Origin of the sequence: Kitasatospora sp. NPDC048540, from assembly GCF_040651175.1 — a bacterium.
Taxonomy (GTDB): Bacteria; Actinomycetota; Actinomycetes; order Streptomycetales; family Streptomycetaceae; genus Kitasatospora.
Genome location: NZ_JBEZIR010000004.1, coordinates 37438 through 54703, shown reverse-complemented (window position 1 = coordinate 54703; position 17266 = coordinate 37438). Strand labels below are relative to the sequence as shown.

At 75.9% G+C, this 17266-nt stretch carries 13 protein-coding genes; 7 read left to right on the top strand and 6 right to left on the bottom strand.

Going from position 1 to position 17266, the window contains the following annotated elements; all coding sequences use genetic code 11:
• Positions 1 to 55 precede the first annotated feature (55 nt).
• A complete protein-coding gene (locus AB0D08_RS03650) occupies positions 56 to 1351 on the top strand; it encodes an aminoglycoside phosphotransferase family protein (RefSeq protein ID WP_359886105.1) in 1296 nt (431 codons plus the stop codon).
• Here the strand turns inward: AB0D08_RS03650 and AB0D08_RS03645 are convergent.
• Complete coding sequence (locus AB0D08_RS03645) at positions 1247 to 1957, bottom strand: TetR/AcrR family transcriptional regulator C-terminal domain-containing protein (RefSeq protein ID WP_082526793.1); 711 nt, start codon at positions 1955 to 1957, stop codon at positions 1247 to 1249. The genes AB0D08_RS03650 and AB0D08_RS03645 overlap by 105 nt on opposite strands.
• Before the next feature lie 153 nt (positions 1958 to 2110).
• Here AB0D08_RS03645 and AB0D08_RS03640 point away from each other — a divergent pair, with 153 nt between their 5' ends.
• From AB0D08_RS03640 to AB0D08_RS03625, 4 genes are all read left to right on the top strand, one after another.
• Positions 2111 to 3259: an acyl-CoA dehydrogenase family protein gene (locus AB0D08_RS03640; RefSeq protein WP_033822391.1), complete on the top strand. Its 1149-nt coding sequence runs from the start codon at positions 2111 to 2113 to the stop codon at positions 3257 to 3259.
• A 60-nt stretch (positions 3260 to 3319) separates the two neighbouring features.
• Positions 3320 to 4507, top strand: a complete 1188-nt coding sequence (locus tag AB0D08_RS03635) for an acetyl-CoA C-acyltransferase (protein ID WP_033822392.1) — start codon at positions 3320 to 3322, stop codon at positions 4505 to 4507.
• Positions 4508 to 4554: 47 nt separating this feature from the next.
• A complete protein-coding gene (gene fabG / locus AB0D08_RS03630) occupies positions 4555 to 5313 on the top strand; it encodes a 3-oxoacyl-ACP reductase FabG (RefSeq protein ID WP_033822393.1) in 759 nt (252 codons plus the stop codon).
• 182 nt (positions 5314 to 5495) lie between these two features.
• Positions 5496 to 6887 carry a S53 family peptidase gene (locus tag AB0D08_RS03625; protein WP_033822394.1) on the top strand — a complete coding sequence of 464 codons (1392 nt, stop codon included), beginning with the start codon at positions 5496 to 5498 and terminating at the stop codon, positions 6885 to 6887.
• A 180-nt stretch (positions 6888 to 7067) separates the two neighbouring features.
• Here the strand turns inward: AB0D08_RS03625 and AB0D08_RS03620 are convergent, their stop codons facing one another.
• The 3 genes from AB0D08_RS03620 to hemC form a co-directional block, all read right to left on the bottom strand.
• A complete protein-coding gene (locus tag AB0D08_RS03620; RefSeq protein ID WP_359886104.1) occupies positions 7068 to 8939 on the bottom strand; it encodes a hypothetical protein in 1872 nt (623 codons plus the stop codon).
• Positions 8940 to 9246: 307 nt separating this feature from the next.
• A complete protein-coding gene (locus AB0D08_RS03615) occupies positions 9247 to 10218 on the bottom strand; it encodes a zinc-binding dehydrogenase (RefSeq protein ID WP_359886103.1) in 972 nt (323 codons plus the stop codon).
• A gap of 116 nt (positions 10219 to 10334) precedes the next feature.
• Positions 10335 to 11270, bottom strand: a complete 936-nt coding sequence (gene hemC / locus AB0D08_RS03610; protein WP_359886102.1) for a hydroxymethylbilane synthase — start codon at positions 11268 to 11270, stop codon at positions 10335 to 10337.
• A gap of 197 nt (positions 11271 to 11467) precedes the next feature.
• Here hemC and AB0D08_RS03605 point away from each other — a divergent pair, with 197 nt between their 5' ends.
• Both AB0D08_RS03605 and AB0D08_RS03600 read left to right on the top strand, forming a co-directional pair.
• Complete coding sequence (locus AB0D08_RS03605) at positions 11468 to 12373, top strand: AraC family transcriptional regulator (RefSeq protein ID WP_359886101.1); 906 nt, start codon at positions 11468 to 11470, stop codon at positions 12371 to 12373.
• Positions 12373 to 12909, top strand: coding sequence for an HAD domain-containing protein (locus AB0D08_RS03600; RefSeq protein ID WP_033822397.1), 537 nt, complete (start codon positions 12373 to 12375; stop codon positions 12907 to 12909). Before AB0D08_RS03605 ends, AB0D08_RS03600 begins: the two co-directional genes overlap by 1 nt.
• A gap of 62 nt (positions 12910 to 12971) precedes the next feature.
• Here the strand turns inward: AB0D08_RS03600 and AB0D08_RS03595 are convergent, their stop codons facing one another.
• Together AB0D08_RS03595 and AB0D08_RS03590 are read right to left on the bottom strand one after the other, a co-directional pair.
• Positions 12972 to 16730 (bottom strand): LysM peptidoglycan-binding domain-containing protein, encoded by a 3759-nt coding sequence (locus AB0D08_RS03595; RefSeq protein ID WP_359886100.1) that lies wholly within the window; start codon positions 16728 to 16730, stop codon positions 12972 to 12974.
• A complete protein-coding gene (locus AB0D08_RS03590) occupies positions 16730 to 17263 on the bottom strand; it encodes a hypothetical protein (RefSeq protein ID WP_149038614.1) in 534 nt (177 codons plus the stop codon). The genes AB0D08_RS03595 and AB0D08_RS03590 overlap by 1 nt, the downstream gene beginning before the upstream one ends.
• Between the last annotated feature and the right edge of the window lie 3 nt (positions 17264 to 17266).

Below are 17266 nucleotides of genomic sequence, written 5' to 3'. Positions count from 1 at the left end.
CGGCACGGCCGGTAATGCGCTGGACCGGTGACCGGCGGGCCCGGACAATGCCCGGGTGGCTGAGACGGCGGGGCGCACCGTGAAGGTGCTGGTGACCTGGCGGGGCGAGCGGCTGGGGACGGTCGGGCCGTTCCCGGTGGAGTCCCCGTGGTGGGCCGAGGTCGGCCCGGTGGCGGAGCGGCTGGAGAGCGTGCTCGGGGTGCCGGCGCTGGTGCTGCGGCTGCACTCGGTGGTCGGCGGGGAGGACGCCAGGGGCGGGCTGGTCACCTACCACGCGGAGGCGCTGCGGCGTCCCGGGGAGGTGCTGGGCGCGGACGACGGGGAGCGGTTGGACGGGGACCCGCTGCGGGCCGAGTGGGCCACCCCGGACGGGCTGCGCTCGGCGCTGGACTGGGCGGGGCGGGAGCTGACGCGGCTGGGCCGGCCGGTGGCGGGGCCGGTGCGGCAGGTGAAGAGCTGGAACCTGTCCGGGCTGATCCGGCTCCCGACAGCGGCCGGGCCGGTGTGGCTGAAGACGACGCCGCGGTTCGCGGTGGCGGAGGCCGAGGTGATCGCTGCCTTCGCCGTGGTCGATCCCGGGCTGGTACCGGCGGTGCTGGCGGCCGACGGGCGGCGGATGCTGCTGGACCACGTCCCCGGCGAGGACTGCTGGGGCGTTCCCGACGACGCGATGCTCGCCGTGGTCGGACGGTGGGCGGCCGCCCAGGCGAGGCTGGCCGGCGGCCCCGCCGTACCGGGGCTGCCCGACCGCTCGCCCGGGGTGCTGGCGGGACGGTTCCGGGCGCTGCTCGCCTCCGGGGCGGTGAACGAGCTGGGCGCCGGGGAGCTGGCGGCGGCGTACCGCCTGGCGGACGCGCTGCCCGCGCTGACGGCCCGGCTGGCGGCCTGCGGGCTGCCGGTGACGGTGGTGCACGGGGACTTCCACCCCGGCAACTGGCGCTTCGACGGGCGGCGCACGGTGGCCGTCGACTTCTCCGACGCGCACCTCGGCCACCCGGCCGTGGACGGGCTGCGGCCCCGGGCGTTCCTGCCGCCCGCGCGGTGGGCCGAGGTCCGGCGCGCCTGGGTGCGAGCCTGGTCGGAGCTGCTGCCGGGCAGCGACCCGGCGGGGGCGCTGGTGGTGGCCGAGCCGCTGATGCACCTCTCGTACGCGGTGCGGTACCAGGAGTTCCTCGACGGGATCGAGCCCAGCGAGCGGATCTACCACGCGGGCGATCCGGCCTCGGAGGTGCGGGCGGCGCTGGCGTCAGTCGGCGGCGGCAGCGTCAACGGCACCAGGACCACCAGCACCGGTGCCGGTGGTCGCGCCGGTGCCGGTGCGGGCTTCGGCGGCGAGCCGCTCGAAGCGTAGCCCGAGGCCGTCCAGCAGGGCCTGCAGGCCGGTCTCGAAGGCACCCTCGTCAATCCGCCGCTGGTGTTCCGCCAGCAGGTGGGCCTCGCCCAGGTGCGGGTAGTCCGCGGCGTACAACTGGGCGTCCTCGGGGAAGCCGGCGGCGAACGAGCCGAGCGCGGAGCCGGTGATGAAGTAGCGCATCAGTGCGCCGATCCTGGTCGCCTGGCCGCGCGGCCAGCCGGCCCGGACCAGGCAGCCGAAGACGGCGTCGGCCAGCCGGAGCGCATTGGGCCGGCGGCCGGGGCCCTGGGCGAGGACGGGGACGATGTGCGGGTGGGCGGCGAGCGCCGCGCGGTAGGAGCGGGCCCAGTCGCGCAGCGCGGTGCGCCAGTCGGCGGCGGCCGAGAACATCGACAGGTCGACTTCGCCCATCACGCTGTCGACCACCGCGTCGAGCAGGTCGTCCTTGGTCGCGAAGTGGTTGTAGAGGGACGGGCCGCTGACCGAGAGCTCGGTGGCGAGCCGGCGGGTGGAGAGCGCGTCCAGGCCCTCGGCGTCGACCAGGGTGAGTGCGGCGGTGACGATGCGCTCGCGGCTGAGCAGGGGTGTGCGGGGTCGGGCCATGGTCGCCTCCTCCGGTCGGGTGGGTCTGGTGGGTCGCGCGGGCCCGGTGGTGCTCGCGGTCGACATTCTGGCAGGGCCCCTTGGCGGCGGGGGCCCGGCGGGTTAGAGTCCGGATAAAACTTGCAGCGCTAGTTTATCGAGGTGTCCCCCGCCGTGAACCTGGAACTCTCCGATGAACAGACCGCCGTCCGGGAGCTGGCCGCCGCCTTCACCGACCGGGAGGTCGCCCCGTACGCGGCCGAGTGGGACCGCGCCGAATCGGTCGACCGGGCGGTGGTCGGCAAGCTGGCGAAGCTCGGCTTCCTCGGCCTGACCATCCCCGAGGAGTACGGCGGCAGCGGCGGCGACCACCTCTCGTACTGCCTGGTGCTGGAGGAGCTCGGGCGCGGCGACTCGGCGGTGCGCGGGATCGTCTCGGTCAGCCTCGGCCTGGTGGCCAAGTCGGTGAACGCGTACGGCACCGAGGAGCAGAAACGGCACTGGCTGCCCCGGCTGACCTCCGGCGAGGCGCTCGGCTGCTTCGCCCTCACCGAGCCGGGCACCGGCTCGGACGCCGCCAACCTGACCACCCGGGCGGTCCGCGACGGCGACCACTGGCTGATCAGCGGCGCCAAGATGTTCATCACCAACGGCACCTGGGCCGAGGTGGCGCTGGTCTTCGCCCGCACCGGCGAACCGGGCCACCGGGGCGTCACGGCGTTCCTGGTCCCGACCGACCTGCCCGGCTTCGGACGCACCCTGATCCACGGCAAGCTCGGCCTGCGCGGGCAGGCCACCGCAGAACTGTCCTTCGACGCCGTACGGGTGCCCGACAGCGCCAGGCTCGGCGCCGAGGGCAAGGGCTTCTCGGTCGCGATGGCCGCACTGGCCAAGGGCCGGATGTCGGTCGCCGCCGGCTGCGTCGGCATCGCCCGGGCGTGCCTGGACGCGGCGGTCGGCTACGCGAAGGAGCGCGAGCAGTTCGGCCGCCCGATCGCCGGGCACCAGCTGGTCCAGGAGCTGATCTCCGACATCGCGGTGGACGTCGACGCCGCCCGCCTGCTGACCTGGCGGGTCGCCGACCACATCGAACGCGGCCTGCCGTTCGCCACCGAGTCCTCCGTCGCCAAGCTGTTCGCGAGCGAGGCCGCCGTGCGGGCCGCCAACAACGCCCTCCAGGTCTTCGGCGGCTACGGCTTCATCGACGAGTACCCGGTCGGCAAGCTGCTGCGCGACGCCCGGGTGATGACCCTGTACGAGGGCACCAGCCAGATCCACAAGCTGCTGATCGGCCGGGCCCTCACCGGCGTCAGCGCGTTCTGAGCCCGGCGGGCCGATCCCTCCCGCCACCGCCGGTCCAGTCCCGATAAGGAGCCCGAAGAAGTGCGCCCTGTCTACTTCGCCGCCGCCCGCCGCACCCCGATCGGGCGGCTGCGCGGTGCGCTGTCCACCGTCCGCCCCGACGACCTGTCGGCCGCCGTGCTGCGCGGCCTGCTCGCCGACGTGCCGCGGCTCGACCCGGCCCGGATCGACGACGTCTACTGGGGCGCCGCCAACCAAGCCGGCGAGGACAACCGCAACCTGGCCCGGATGGCCGTCCTGCTGGCCGGCCTGCCCGACTCGGTGCCCGGAGCCACCCTCAACCGGCTCTGCGCCTCCGGGATGGAGGCCGTCACCACGGCCGCCCGGGCGATCGGCTCCGGCGAGGCCGAGATCGTCGTGGCCGGCGGCTGCGAGTCGATGAGCCGGGCCCCGTTCGTACTGCCCCGCCCCGACGAGGCACTGCCGCACCGGATCGAGACCTTCGACACCCGGCTCGGCTGGCGGCTCACCAACCCCAGGATGAAGGACCTGCACGGCATCCTGTCGATGGGCGAGACCGCCGAGGAGGTCGCCGCCCGGTACGGCGTCAGCCGCGAGGACCAGGACGCGTTCGCGCTGCGCAGCCACCAGCGGGCCGCCGCGGCCCGCAAGGACGGCCACTTCGACGCCGAGATCCTGCCGGTCGAGCGGCCCGACGGGGTGACCGTGGGCCAGGACGAGTCGATCCGCGAGGACACCACCCTGGCCAAGCTCGCCGCCCTCAGGCCCGCGTTCCGGCCGGGCGGCACCGTCACCGCCGGCAACGCCTCGCCGATGAACGACGGCGCCGCCGCCCTGCTGCTGGTCGGCGAGCAGGCCCTGAACGAGCTGGAGCTGGAACCGCTCGGCCGGTACGCCGCGGGCGCCTCGATGGGCGTCCACCCCGACGTGATGGGCATCGGCCCGGTCCCGGCCACCCGCAAGGTGCTGGACCGCCTCGGCTGGTCGGTCGCCGACGTCGAGGAGGCGGAGTTCAACGAGGCCTTCGCCGCGCAGGCGCTCGCCAGCGTCCGGGAGCTCGGCTTCGACCCGGAGCTGGTCAACCCCTCCGGCGGGGCGATCGCGCTCGGCCACCCGCTGGGCGGCTCCGGCGCCCGGATCCTCACCACCCTGCTGCACCGGATGCGCCGGACCGGCGCCCGCCGCGGCCTCGCCACCATGTGCGTGGGCGTCGGCCAGGGCAGCGCCGTCCTGGTCGAGAACGCCTGACCCCGCCCACACCGCCCGAACCCCCCTCACCCAGCAAGGAGAATGCAGTGACACGTTTCGCAGGCAAGGTCGCCGTGGTCACCGGCGCCGCCCAGGGCATCGGAGCGGCCACCGCCCGGCGCCTCGCGGAGGAGGGCGCGGCCGTGGCCGTGGTCGACCTCGGCGCCGAGCGGGCCCAGGAGACCGTGGACGCGATCACCGCCAAGGGCGGCACGGCGAAGGCGTACGGCTGCGACGTGGCCGACTACGACGCGGTGGAAGCCGTCTTCGCCCGGGTCGCCGAGGAGCTCGGCGGGCTGCACATCCTGGTCAACAACGCCGGCATCACCCGCGACAACCTGTTCTTCAAGATGGCCAAGGCCGACTGGGACGCCGTCCTGACGGTCAACCTGACCAGCGCCTACAACTGCAGCCACGTGGCACAGAAGTACATGGTGCAGCAGAAGTACGGCAAGATCGTCTCGCTCAGCTCGCGCTCCGCCCTCGGCAACCGCGGCCAGGCCAACTACGCCGCCGCCAAGGCCGGCATCCAGGGCCTGACCGCCACCCTCGCGATCGAGCTCGGCCCGTTCAACATCAACGTCAACGCGGTCGCCCCCGGCTACATCGCCACCTCGATGACCGCCGCCACCGCCGAGCGGGTCGGCGCCTCCCCCGAGGACCACCAGGCGCAGGTCGCCGAGCGCACCCCGCTGCGCCGGGTCGGGCAGCCCGAGGAGATCGCCTCGGTGGTCGCCTTCCTGGTCTCCGAGGACTCCTCGTACGTCAGCGGCCAGACCCTCTACGTGAACGGCGGCGCCCGCTGACCGACCGTCAGCCGTCCGGCTGAGCAGGGACCTTACCAAGAGCAGGGCCGCTCTTTACCTGATCCGGTGGCCTGCACAGACCACCCGGACGGCCCCGCTCTGACTATGGAAGGCCCGCTCGACTGCCGATGGGATATGGGGGCCGGTCGCCAAGGCCGGCTCCCATCCTCCCGAGGAGTCCCATGGGCATCACCCCCGCCACCGCGGGTCCCCGACGCTCCGTCACCGCGCGCACCCTGGCGCTGTTCGCCGTCGGGGCCACCGCCCTCACCGGCGCGACGGTCACCGCGCAGACCGCGACCGCCGTGGCCGGCCACGCGGCCGGGCAGGCCACCGTCCACGTCCGGCCCGCCTCCAGCGGCCACATCAGCCGGGCCGCGCTGGCCGCGCCGATACCGACCTCCGACTGCGTGGCGAAGCTCGCGATCCACTGCTACTCGCCGCTGCAGTACCGGACCGCGTACAACCTCGGGCCGCTCTACCACGACGGCGTCACCGGCAAGGGCCGGACGATCGTCATCGTCGACTCCTTCGGTTCCCCGACCATCCAGCACGACCTTGAGGTCTTCGACAAGCAGTGGGGCATCCCCGACACCCAGGTCGAGGTGGTCAAGTGGGGCAACGTCCCGCCCTTCGACCCGACCAACGGGGACCACACCGGCTGGGCCGGCGAGACCACCCTGGACGTCGAGTACGCGCACGCCATCGCGCCCGACGCGCACATCGTGCTGGTGGAGACCGGGGTCGCCGAGACCGAGGGCGTGGTCGGCCTGCCCGAGATGATGGACGCCGAGAAGGCACTGATCAAGTCCGGCCGCGCGGACGTGATCTCGCAGAGCTTCGGCGCCACCGAGAACACCTTCCCCGGCTTCGACAAGGGCGACTTCAAGTCGCTGACCGACCTGCGCTACGCCTTCCAGGCGGCCGCCGCCAAGGACGTCACCGTGCTCGCCGCCTCCGGCGACGCCGGCGCGACCGACGCGATGGAGAACGGCAGCGACCTGTACCCGTACAAGGTCAACTCCTGGCCGTCCTCCGACCCGCTGGTCACCTCGATCGGCGGCACCCAGCTGACCCTGGACAACGACGGCAAGCGGACCGCCCCCGACAAGGTCTGGCACGACGACTACGGGGCGGCCGGCGGCGGCGTGTCCGGTGTCTTCGACCGCCCGTGGTACCAGCTCGGCGTCGCCAAGGTCACCGGCAACCACCGCGGCACCCCCGACATCAGCATGAGCGCGGCCGTCGACGGCGCCGCCTGGACGTACGAGTCCTACGACCCGACCCGGGTCGGCTGGCACCTGACCGGCGGCACCAGCGAGGCCACCCCGATCTTCTCGGGCATCGTCGCGCTGGCCGACCAGCTCGCCGGCCACCGGCTCGGCCAGCTGAACTGGCGGCTCTACGCACTCGCCGGCCTGCCCGCCCAGTGGAGCGGCATCACCGACGTCACCGCCGGTGACAACTCCTGGGACACCGTGACCGGCTACCAGGCCGCCAAGGGCTACGACCTGGCCTCCGGCCTCGGCACCATCGACGCCAACCGCTTCGTGCGCGCGCTCGCGGGCCGCTGACCCACGACCGTCCCGCCCGGCCCAGCGCCCTCCGTACGGCTCCGCGCACCCCAGCGCGGGCCGGACGGGGGGCGCAGCCGTCGGTGGCGCCGAGGGCACCTCCCCGGCCGGAGGCCGGGGGACGTCGCGCGCCCGGCGGGAACGGTCGGACGGACCCCGGGAGCGGCCGGGCGGCCTGCGTCAGTCCGCCGCCGGCACCGGCTGCGGCTCGGCCGCCGCCTTGGCGTCGACCAGCTGCCGCAGATAGCGCTCGGCGGCCCGCAGCTTGCGGCCCTCCGGGCCGGGCAGGTGCGCCCGCAGCTCGATGATGTCCGGCGCGACCCCGATCGCCTCCGCCGGGCTCTCGATCGCCCGCCAGCACGCCTCCGCGTTGGCGGCCGCCTGCTGGGCCTCGGGGTGCTCGGGGCCCTCGGTACGCAGCAGGGTCAGCGCGACCTCCCGGTACAGGTCCGCGGCGACGGCCGGACGGCCCGCCAGCCGGGAGACGTGCGCCCGGACCTGACGCACCTGCAGCACCACCGGGGCGACCGGTCCGAACGCGGCGACCGCCCGCTCCTCCAGTGTCCGGGCCAGACCGGTGGCGGTGTCGTGGTCGCCGTTGTCCGCGCTGCGGACGATCACGCCGATCTCCTCGCGGTAGGCCGCGAAGGGGTCGGCCGCTGCCTCGTGCCCGGTGCCCGGCCGGTCGGTGCCCGGCTGCTCGGCGGCCTGCTGGTCCGCGGGCGGCCCGGACGGCTCCGCCGGCCGTTGCTGCCCGGCGGTTGCGGCCGGTGTCTTGGCGAGCCGCACCGGCGGCTCCGCGGCCGGGGCCGGAACGCCCTTCGCCAGCGTCACCGCGGGCTCGGCCGGGCCCGGGGCGGCGCCGCCCTTCAGCAGCGACACCGGGTTGATCCGGCGGGGGGTCAGCGGCACGTCCGGCTTGAAGAACGACACCGGCACCCGCGGCCGCCTGCGCTGATCGGCCGTCGGCCGGTCCGCTCCCGGCTCCGGCTGGCGGACCGTCGGCCGCGCCGCCGGCCGCGCCGCCTTCGGCATCACGGCGGCGGGCCGCGGTCCCTGGTACGGCTGGGTCCCCGCGCCACCGCCGATCTGCCGGGCGGTGTTGCGGAAGACCGGCCGGTCGGGGGCGTGCGCGGTGATCGTGACGACGTCCGGGCGCAGCACCGAGTGCACCTGCTGGCGCACCTGCTCGGGCGTCAGGACGGCTTCCAGCCCGGGCCGGCCGCCGTGCAGCGCCTCGATCAGGGCACGGGTGAAGGTGCCGATCTGGTCGGGGTCCGCGCTGACTGCGGCCCACAGCGGGACACCGTCCACCAGCGGGGTGATCGCGCTCTGCACCTGCGGCATCGCGGCCTGGTCGGCGCTCAGGTCGGCGATCACCAGCGTGTCCCACTCCGCCGGCCGGTGCCGCAGCTCGGCCGCCAGCGCCTGCCAGGGCAGGCTCTCGCCCGCCTTGCCGTCCCGCAGTGTCAGGTGCAGCTGGCCGCTGCGGCGGTCCGCCACCAGGTGGCCGCCGAGGTGCACCAGCAGCGGGCCCTGGTGCCGGGCCGCCGCCCGCAGGTGGGCCAGCACGCTCTGCGGGTCGCAGGCGCCCGGCAGGTGGACGGCGTCGACGGCGTCGGCGACCAGCAGCATCTGCGGGGGGACGGCCGCGAGCATCGCGGACAGCACCGGGGCCTGCCCGGAGCCGCCACGGCCCCACGGCCGGCGGCCCGAGCCGCCGTAACCGCCCTCGATCACCAGGATCCGGCCGCGCGCACCGCGGGTGGTCTGCGGCTCCCCGCCAGGTCCTGGCACCGATGCGGGAGCCGTCGCCGGGGCCGGGCCCGCGGCGGGCGGCGGCACCGGCGGCTGGATGACGGGCATGGTCATGGTCCAGCCGGTGGAGGGCACCGGTGCGGGCGCCGTCTGCGGCGGCGGCGGGATCCGGCCGGACGGCAGCCGCACGGTCCGCTCCGCCGACGGGTCATCAGGGGCGGATCCGTTCGGCAGCGCCACGGTCTCCTCGATACCGAAGGACCGCCACTCGTCGCCGCCAGGCGTCGTCGTCACGTCCGCCACTACCGGTCACCGCCCCGCCCGCCGCCGCGCGACGTCCCGCTGTCCACTGTGGCACCCACACCACGCCCGATTTCGCCACCATAAGGGGTCGTCCGGGCGGCGGGCCAGGCCGGGTGCCGAACGCCGGAGGATCGCGGAGCCGCCGGAACCCCGGGGATCCCCCGGATTACCGGCACAGTGTCCGGACTTGACCATGACGTGGCCGATCACGACCGTCACCGGGCGGACGACGACCGTCGCGGCACCGTACGGGACCGGTCCCGGGCCCGGCCGGCACATCCCTCCCGGTGACCGCCGTTCAGTTCCCGGCCACCGCCGCAGGGCCGACCCGCACCTCCAGCAGCGTCTTGCCGATGGTCGCCCTCGACCCGATGGCGGCGTGCGCCTCGGCCGCCCGCGCCAGCGGCAGCCGCCGCCCGATGACCGGGCGCAGCCGGCCCGCGGCCGCCTCGGCGAGCGCGTGGGCGGTGGCCTGCCGCAGCTGGACGGGCGTCGGCTGCGGCCGGAGCAGGGTGACCTGCCGGGCGGCGGCCTCCGCGTCCGGGATCGAACTCCATTCACCGCTCGCCAGACCGAAGCTGACCATCCGTCCGCCGGGCCGAAGCAGCGCGAAGGCGGCCCGGGCGATCTCGCCACCGACCCCGTCGAGGACCACGTCGACGCCTTCGAGCTGCTCCGACCAGCCGGGACGGCGGTAGTCGACGGTCTCGTGCGCGCCGAGTCCGCGGGCGAGCCGCAGCTTGTCCTCGCCGCCGGCCGCCGCCACCACGGTGGCCCCGGCGGCGAGCGCCAACTGGACCAGCAGGGTGCCGACGCCCCCGGCGGCCGCCTCCACCAGGACCCGTTCGCCGGGCCGCGGCGCGGCGGCGCCGATCTGCAGCACGGCCGTGCGGCCGTCGGCGAGCAGCGCCAGCGCCTCGTCCGGCGCGAGCTCCGCGGGTACCTCGTACAGGCCGTCGGCCGGCACGGCCGCGTACTCGGCGTAGCCGCCGGAGCCGCCCGTGGAGGTGACCACCCGCCGGCCGAGCAGGGCGCGGTCGACGCCCGGGCCGGCGGCGGTGACCACCCCCGCGACGCCGTTGCCCGGGATCATCGGCAGCCCGGCCGAGAACGGTCCCCGGCCGGTGGCCCGGAACTGCGTCTCCACGAAGGTGATGCCCGCGTACGCGACCTCCACCAGCACCTGGCCGGGCCCCGGCACCGGGGTCGGCGCCTCCCCCTCGGCCAGCACCTCGGGCCCGCCGAACTCCTTCAACCACACCGCACGCATGACGCCTCCGCCCGCTCGTAACCGCTCGACCCCGTCATCCTCGGAAATGAAGTGCGGTTGAGGTCAAGAGCGGGCGGCGGACCGGACGGCGGACGGCCCCGGGCCGCCGGCGGACGTCAGTGCGCGATGGCCTCGATCAGCTCCTGCGCGCCCTGCCGCTTCAGGGCAAGCGCGGTGGCCGTCCCGAGGTCCTCGGGGGAGAGCGCCCCGGCCCACTCGTGGGCGTCCAGGATCCGCTTGCCGTCGGGCGAGAACACCCGCCCGCGCAGCGACAGCCGGCCGTCCGGCTCGGCCTTGGCGTACCCGGCGATCGGCGAGTTGCAGTGCCCCTGCAGCACGTGCAGGAACATCCGTTCCGCGGTGGCCTCGCGCCAGGTGTCCCGGTCACCGAGGCCGGCCACGGTGTCGATGGTGGCGGTGTCGTCCTGGCGGCACTGCAGGGCGAGGATGCCCGCGCCGATCGGCGGGCACATGGTGTCCACCGGCAGGATCTCGCTCATCCGCCCGGGCAGGCCGATCCGCTCCAGACCGGAGACCGCCAGCAGCAGCGCGTCGGCCTCACCCGCGTCCAGCTTGGCCAGCCGGCTGTTGGCGTTGCCGCGCATCGGCACGCAATCCAGGTGCGGGTGGGAGGCGGCCAGCTGGGCGATCCGGCGCACCGAGGAGGTGCCGATCCGGGCGCCGGCCGGCAGCTCGTCCAGGGTCAGCCCGCCCGGGTGGACGACGGCGTCCCGGATGTCGTCGCGGCGCAGGTACGCCGCGAACACGGTCCCGGCGGGCAGCGGGCGGTCGGCCGGCACGTCCTTGAGGCAGTGCACCGCGAGGTCGGCCTCTCCGGCCAGCAGCGCCGCGTCCACCTCCTTGGTGAACGCGCCCTTGCCGCCGAGCGCCGCCAGGTCGCCCAGCCAGCGGTCGCCCGAGGTGGTGACCGGCACCACCTCGGTGGTGATCCCCGGGTGCAGCACGGCGAGTTCGGCCCGTACCCGCTCCACCTGGGCCAGCGCCATCGGGGAGGAACGGGACACGATGCGGATCAGCTCAGCGGAGGCCATGGCGCGATGATAGACCGTCAGATCCGCCGCCGAGGAATCGACTCGGCCGCGGGGACCGGCGGCGGCGCCCGGTCCGGCGCGGGCCCCGGGGGCGCGGACCCGGCCGATGCCGACCCGACCGATGCGGGCACCGATCGTCGGGTCGGGCACAGTGGCACCTTCCTAGAGTCGGTGATCGCAAGGGAAGGAGAGACCGGGTGCTGGAACGGCTGAACGAAGCCATGGACCACATCGAGCGCCACCTCGACCGGGAGATCGACGTGGCGGTGCTCGCACGGACGGCGATGACCTCGGAGTACCACTTCCGCCGGCTGTTCTCCGCGCTGGCGGGGATGCCGCTGTCGGAGTACGTACGGCGGCGGCGGATGACCGTCGCGGGCGCCGAGGTCCTGGCCGGCGGGCGGACGCTGCTGGACATCGCGGTGAGCTACGGCTACACCTCGGGCGAGGCGTTCGCACGGGCGTTCCGGGCGGTCCACGGCGTGGGTCCGGGCGAGGCCCGGCGCACCGGCGCGGCCCTGCGGTCCCAGCCCCGGATGTCCTTCCGTCTCATCGTCGAAGGGAGTAGCAGCATGCGGTACCGGATCGTGGAGAAGGCCGGGTTCACGGTGGTCGGCAGGTGCGCACGGGTCCCGCTCGTGCACGAGGGCGTCAACCCCGCCATCGCCGAACACATCAGGAGCATCGACCCGGAGACCGTCCGGCGCATCGCGGAGCTGTCCGACCAGCAGCCCGAAGGGATCGTCTCGGTGGTCGACCACCTCACCGACAGCCGCGAGGAGGGCGTCGAACTGGACTACCACCACGCCGTGGTGACCAGCGCCGAGCCGCCCGACGACCTGGACGCGCTGGCCGTCCCGGCGGGCACCTGGGCGGTGTTCGAGAACTCCGGGCCGTACCCGCAGGCGCTGCAGTACCTGTGGCGCGACGTGTACACCCAGTGGTTCCCGTCCAACCCGTACCGGAGCCGGCCCGGCCCGGAGATGCTGCGCACCCGCCCGTCCCAGGACGGCACACACGCCGACTCCGAACTGTGGATCCCCGTGGAGCGGGCCGTCCCCTCGGGCGACGGCGCGTCCGCGGGCCCGGCTACCGTGGGGTGATGACCGGCACCGCGCGGCCCCCGCTGCTCTTCCTCGACGTCGACGGCCCGCTCATCCCCTTCGGCGCCACGCGGGAGCAACTCCCGGACGGGTACCCGGTCTTCCGCACCCCCGCCGGGTCCGGGCCCGGCGCGAACCCGCTGCTGGCCAGGATCGACCCCGCCCACGGGCCGCGGCTGGCGGCGCTGGGGTGCGAGCTGGTGTGGGCCACCACCTGGGGCGAGGAGGCGAACGAGTGCGTCGCCCCGCTGCTCGGCCTGCCCGCCCTGCCGGTGGCGGCCTGGCCGGAGCCCACCGAGGACGACGGGGCCGGGCACGGCGGCGGCCTGCACTGGAAGACCCGGCCGCTGGTCGAGCAGGCCGCGGGCCGCCGGTTCCTCTGGGTCGACGACGAGATCACCGAGGCCGACCGGGCCTGGGTGTCGGCCCACCACCCCGGCCCGGCGCTGCTGCACCGGGTGGACCCCCGGCGCGGGCTCACCGACGCCGACTACACGGCCCTCGGCCGGTGGCCGACGCTGCTCCGGTCCTGCTGACCACCCGATGGGGGGCCGGCCGGACCGGAGCACCGGCCCACGCGGACGACGACGGCCGCCGGTCAGCCGCCCGAGAGCAGGTCGCGGAGCAACGCGACGGTGTCCGGGTCGAGTTGACGGCCGGTGCGGCGGCTGAGCGCGTCCAGCCGGTTGACCGCGCGGGCGAGCTGGTCGCGGGCCCCGGCCGAGGCGTACGCGTAGAAGAGGTCCCGGTGCAGGAGTTCGACCTCGGGGGCGACGGCCAGGGCCCGGAAGATCGCCGCCTCCGCGGTCCGGTGGTCGCCGTACTGCAGACGGCGGGCGGCGAGCTCGTGCGCGGTGTCGACGATCGCCGCGAGCATGTCCTGCCGCTCGGCCTCCGCCCAGCCGTACGCGCCGGGGGCGGACTCCGCGAACGGCGCCCCCCGCACCAGCGCCAGCGCGTGCGCCAGGGCGGCGTCCGCGGTGCTGCTGGTGCTGCGCATACCGCGCCGGTACAGGCTGCGGAACTCGTCCCAGTCGCAGCTGACGGTGGGCGCCAGGCTGTAGCCCTCGGACTGCTCGGCGGGCAGGTACGCGCGGCCCTCCGGTGAGACGCCGAGCCAGGCCGCCAGCGCGGTGAGCTTGCCGGGCAGCGGGTTGACCGCGAGCCCGGCCGCGGTCGGATGCGGGTCCAGGTGGGCGGCGCCGGGATGCAGGCTGCGGTCGAGTTCGGTGTGGTCGGTGCCCGGACGCAGCGCCAGGAAGGCCGCCAGCTCGGTGAGGTGCGGGAGCGCGCCCGGTTCGGCGGTGCCGGCCGCGCCGAGCACGTCGACCGGGCCGAGCAGGCGCAGCCTGGGCGCGGTGCGCAGCGAGTGCGCCTCCGGCGACCGCAGGATCGCCAGCAGGTCGTCGCTGTCGGTCCGGCCGCCGCCCGGCCGCTCCACGGCGGTGGAGGGCGCGACCGGGGACGCGGCGGGTTCGACGGGCGCGGCGGCGGGCCCGGTAACGGACCGATCCGGGTCGGGCGCCGGGGCAGGGACGGCCTGCGGCCCCGGGGCAGCGTCGTGGACGGGCGCGGCGTCGTGGACCGGAGTGGGCTCCCCCACCGGCGTGGACGGCCGGGCACCCGCCGGGCCCGGACCCGACCCCGGTCCCGACCCCGGAGCCGGCGCACCGGCCGCGTGCAGGCCGAGGCCGTTGATGCTGTGCCGGGCCGGTGCCTGCGGCGCGGGAGCCGGGAGGGGGACGGAAGAGCCGGGCGCCGACGGGCCGGGCGCGGGTGCCACCGGTGCGACCGGGACCACCGCCGAGGCGCTCGGGGTGGTCGGGGCGAGCCCCGCGAACGGGCTCGACCCGGTCCCCACCACCCGGGTGATGACCCGCGGGCCGGCCTCCCCCGCCGTCGACGCGCCGACGGCGCCGAGCGCGCCGACGCTCGCCCCGACCCCGGCCAGCACCGGTACCGGCAGCGGGAGTTCGGCGGGCTCGAGGTCCGGTCCCGGACCGTCCAGGGTCCAGTCCGGCGCCGGGTGCTGGGTGGTGTCGCCGGAGCTGCGGACCAGCTCGTCCAGGTGGCCGAACTCCTCGCCGCTCAGCCGCTGCAGCTCCACCGACAGGTGCAGGCCGGGGAGGGCCGCCTGGCCGGAGCACGGCAGTGTCCAGCGGGCCACCGGCCCGGCGCCGCGCTCGGGCGCCCGGGTGATGACCGCGAGGCAGGTCCGCGGGCGGCCGTCCAGCAGCCGTCCCAGCTCCGCGGGGACGCTCCCGGCTGGCGGCTGCGCCGACAGGACGATCTCGGGCACCCAGCTCTCGTCCGCGTGGCCCCGGCTGCGGGCGTCCCGCGGACTGGTCGCGTCGGCGGCGACCAGGGTGGCCCGCGCCTTGGCCGTACGGGGGCCGAGCACCGCGAGCGCCGCCTCGATGGTCTCGTGGTGGTGCACCCGCTCCACGGCGGGCCCGGCGATCGGCAGGTCCGGGCCGAAGCCGACCAGGTGCAGGTGGAGCCGGTCGGCGAGCGGGCTGTGCGCCAGTTCCACGGCCAGTGTCCGCAGCACGTCCGAGGCGTCGTCCGGGTGCCCGGACAGGTGCACCAGGCGGACGGTCTCCAGGTCGGCGAGGACCACCGAGCCGTCCGGCGAGCTGCCGAGGGTCACCAGCGCCGGGTACGGCGAGGCGGCCTTGGCGGCCTGGTGGGCGGAGAGCAGCTCGGAGGAGTCCTCCGGGCACCACCAGACGTTCGGGGCGTGCGCGGCCCGGAACGGCGCGATCGGCACGGCGGGCGCGGCGAGGTGCAGCTCGACCGTCCGGCCGGGCGTGACCCGGGCCGCGACCAGGGCGGGCAGCCGCTTGTCGCCGCGCACGGTGTTGCGGGACAGCGTGCGCAGGGCGCGGTCGAGCAGGTCGAGGGCGGGGGTGTTCTGGCGTGCCTTCAGTTCCGCCTCGAAGGCGGCGGCGGGCGCCGCGGGCATCGCGATCCGGTGCCGGGGGCGGCGGGCCCGCTGCTGGTCGACCCGGCGGCGGGCCACCGAACCGATCAGCACGGCGGCCAGCAGCACGCTGATCCCGGACGCGGCGAGCGCCACCGAGTAGTCGTCGCTGGGCTTGGCCCGGTGCGCCTCGGCGACCGGGACGGGAGCGGTGTCGGCGGGGGTCTGCGCGCCGGTCGGCTGCCCGGCCGGCGGCTGCGACGCGGAGGGCTGCGCGGCAGAGGGCTGAGCGGCGGACGGCTCGGCGCTCGGCACGGTGCTCGGGGCCGGGGCCGGGGCCGGGTCGGCGGCCGGCGGGGTGGCGGGGGTCTCCGGGGCCGGGGCGGGCGCAGGTGCCGGGGCGGGCGCAGGGGCGGCCGGGGTGCCCGGGATCGCCAGGACCATCCCGGGTTCCAGGACGTCCGGGTCGGTCAGCCGTGCGCCGTCGGGGGCCTGGACGCCCTTGTTGGCCTCGAACAGCTGCGGCCACTCCTCCGCCGAGCCGAGCTCCCGCTGGGCGATGGCGGACAGCGTGTCACCGGAGTGCACGGTGACCGAGCCCCCCGCGTGCGGTGCGGCGGGAGCGGCCGATCCGGCCGCCGGGGCGGCGCCCGCCGCGTCGTCGGCCCTGGCGTCGGCGGGCATCAGCAGCTGCCAGCCGGGCTGGATCGGCCGGTCCGCGTCGAACCGGATGCCGGAACCGTCCATCACCCGGCCGTTGTTGAGCTTGGCGATCTCCTGCCAGCGGTCACCCGAGCCGAGTTGGCGCTCGGCGATCGACCAGAGGCTGTCGGCCGGGCGCGAGTCCCGCACCGTGTAGCCGGGCTGCGGGTCGGCCGCGGGTGCCGCGGCCGGGGCGGCGGTCAGCTGGGCGTACTGCGGGGCGGCGGCGAGCTGCGCCGGGGCGGCCCGGACGTGGACCGGCGCGGCGGCGAACGCCGAACCCGCCACCGGGAGCAGCGCCAGCACCGATCCGACCAGCCCGGCGGCCAGCCGCTGGCTCCAGCCCAGCGCGGGGATCCGCCGGGCGACCCGGCCGCGCAGCTGCGCGGGGATCTCCAGCAGCACCGACCCGGCGAAGCAGAGCCAGGCCACCCAGCCGACCACGACCAGCGCCCACAGGAACAGCCGGCCGTCGTCCGGGGTGGTGAGCGCGGTACCGACACCGCCCTGGACCGGATCCCCCATGCCGGCCACCGCGAGGGTGCCGTACAGCAGGACGGCGGGCAGGACGCCCAGCAGGCCGAGCAGGGCGATCAGCGCGCCGAACGCGCCGAGCACCGAGCCCGCGGTGCGGCGGCGGGCCGGCCGGATCCGGACCGGCTGCCGGCCACCGGGGCCGGCCGGGGCGGAACCGGGCCGCCGGGCGTGGTGGTTGGCTCGTCGCGCGGCCATCAGCCGTTCTCCGCTTCCGTGACGCCGTGCACCAGGACGGCCTTGCCGGTCCCGTGCACCGCGAGCGTGTCGATGTTGATCAGACTGAGCAGCTTGGTGTCGTACTGCGACTCGATGCGCACCGTGACGGTCCTGGCGTCGGGGAACTCCACGTGCGCCGTCAGGTGCAGGTCCGGCAGGTCCTTCGGCCGGTACGTCTGCAGGTAGGAGTCGGCGGCGGCCTCGGCCTCCGCCTGGAGCACCCGGTAGCCGCGCCCCTCCAGCAGGGCCCGCTGGTCGAGTTGCTGGCCCGCCGCCCGGGCGGCTTCCTGGGCGAGCGCGTCGGTCTGCTCCATGGCGCGCAGCCGGCCGCCGAGGTCGAGCACGATGCCGAGCAGGATGACCAGGGCCGCGGCCGTGATCGCCACGAAGACGGAGACCGCCCCCCGGTCGTCCCCCCGCCGCCGGAGCCGGCCGACCGCCCGGCGGACGGTGCGCCGTACGGCGGTGCCCTCGGCCCCCGGACGGATCGTCCGAGTGGTCCGCAAACTCATCCG

Bases quoted from the DNA above. Each gene is read 5' to 3' on its own strand.
- AB0D08_RS03645 (WP_082526793.1), bottom strand. From the start codon at position 1,957: ATGGCCCGACCCCGCACACCCCTGCTCAGCCGCGAGCGCATCGTCACC.
- AB0D08_RS03625 (WP_033822394.1), top strand. From the start codon at position 5,496: ATGGGCATCACCCCCGCCACCGCGGGTCCCCGACGCTCCGTCACCGCG.
- AB0D08_RS03615 (WP_359886103.1), bottom strand. From the start codon at position 10,218: ATGCGTGCGGTGTGGTTGAAGGAGTTCGGCGGGCCCGAGGTGCTGGCC.
- hemC (WP_359886102.1), bottom strand. From the start codon at position 11,270: ATGGCCTCCGCTGAGCTGATCCGCATCGTGTCCCGTTCCTCCCCGATG.
- AB0D08_RS03600 (WP_033822397.1), top strand. From the start codon at position 12,373: ATGACCGGCACCGCGCGGCCCCCGCTGCTCTTCCTCGACGTCGACGGC.
- AB0D08_RS03595 (WP_359886100.1), bottom strand. From the start codon at position 16,730: ATGGCCGCGCGACGAGCCAACCACCACGCCCGGCGGCCCGGTTCCGCC.
- AB0D08_RS03590 (WP_149038614.1), bottom strand. From the start codon at position 17,263: ATGAGTTTGCGGACCACTCGGACGATCCGTCCGGGGGCCGAGGGCACC.